The organism is Clostridium sp. AF34-10BH (assembly GCF_003478095.1).
Lineage (GTDB): Bacteria > Bacillota > Clostridia > Lachnospirales > Lachnospiraceae > Acetatifactor > Acetatifactor acetigignens.
Map to the genome: position 1 here is coordinate 1 of NZ_QUEC01000073.1, position 1,585 is coordinate 1,585.

The following is a 1,585-nucleotide window of genomic DNA, read 5'->3' on the forward strand; positions in this document are numbered from 1 at the left end:
ACGTATAATCCAATTATCCTCTTTTGAGGGTAATGGATTATTCTCCTTTCTCCCAAACTCTTGGGTTTTATTGAATACTCCATTATAATACTTAAAGCACTGTGGATCTGTACCTATAGCTTTACAGCTTTGACTGTTCGGAGGTGACTCAGACCACAGCTTTTCGTCTATTACTGGTAATTAGTTTGTTAACGCTCGACGTTTTTATTTACGTGATTACACAGCCGAATTCTCTGTGGAAGACAACAGTGCTAAAATATTTATTCAGGAGGTTTTTTCTATGCCCATGTACTTTGTTGGAATTGATATTTCCAAGTACAAACATGATTGCTGCATCATTTCTGCAGCCGACCAGCAGATTATTTCTAAATTTACCATCACTAATGACAAAGATGGCTTTGAACAACTGCTTACTGCTCTTAATTCTCTCTCCAATCCTGAGGATATAAAAATAGGGTTTGAATCAACTGCCCATTATGCCCTCAATCTTGAACTCTTCCTTGAGAATGCCCACCACAGCTTCATGGAAGTTAATCCAGTTCTCATCAAGGAATACAAAAAGTCTACAACTTTAAGGCGAACCAAAACCGATTCTGTTGACTGCGAATCAATAGCCCGGTGGTTAATTACCGTTGAGTACAAACCCCATTCAAAAGGATTTTACCACGCTTATTCCCTAAAGTCACTAACTCGTTTGCGTGACAGGCTAATTCGTCAGCGTTCTTTTTATCTTGTTAAGATAACTAATGTTTTAGACCATACCTTTCCGGAATTTAAACCATTCTTCAATGAACGGCTTTCTAAAACAGCTTTGTATCTTCTTGAAAACTACGGCTCCGCTGAAAAAATGGCTCGTATGAACTCTGCTTCCTACGATAAACTCCGCTGTATTTCCAGAGGTAAGTTTTCTATCCAGCAGTTCCTTCGTCTTAAAGAGCTTGCTGCTAACACTGTCGGTGTCAATAATTCTATATTCGATTTAGAATTAAACACTTTATTGACACTATACAAATCTCTTTCCGATGAAATAAACACTTTGGAAACTGAGATTATTAAACTTATCGAAGAAGTACATCCTCACTATATGTCTATCCCTGGTATTGGTCCCATTTCATCCGCTGTTATTTACGCTGAATACGGTGATATATCCAACTTTTCCAATCCCGGTCAGATGCTTGCATTTGCCGGAATTGAACCCGGAATAAACGATTCTGGAACAGAATCCCACGGTGGACGAATGGTAAAACACGGTTCTTCACAACTCCGTTACGTTCTTCTTAACGCCTGCTTACCCTTAATACGTTTTGACTTAACCTTTGCAACTTATTATGAAAAGAAACGTGCAGAAGGCAAGAAACACAGGGTAGCGATTACTCACGTAGCAAAGAAACTGATTAGAGTCATCTATGCATTGGAGAGGCAGGATGTAGACTTTAACGCTCAGAAACTACGCTAATATCTACCTTACATATATTTATCTGTTCCATCTGAAATACGATATTTTCAGATGGTCTGTTAAAATTACCCATTTTTAGGTCACAAATGTTTTTCAAAAAACACTTGACTATTTATAGTTTGTCACCTC

1 protein-coding gene is annotated in these 1,585 nt (G+C 38.1%); it reads left to right on the plus strand.

The window, feature by feature from the left end:
• The first annotated feature begins 235 nt into the window (after positions 1-235).
• The gene (locus DWZ61_RS19395) at positions 236-1,456 is read left to right on the plus strand and encodes an IS110 family transposase (RefSeq protein ID WP_243026467.1); all 1,221 of its coding nucleotides are present in this window, start codon (positions 236-238) and stop codon (positions 1,454-1,456) included.
• Positions 1,457-1,585: the final 129 nt, after the last annotated feature.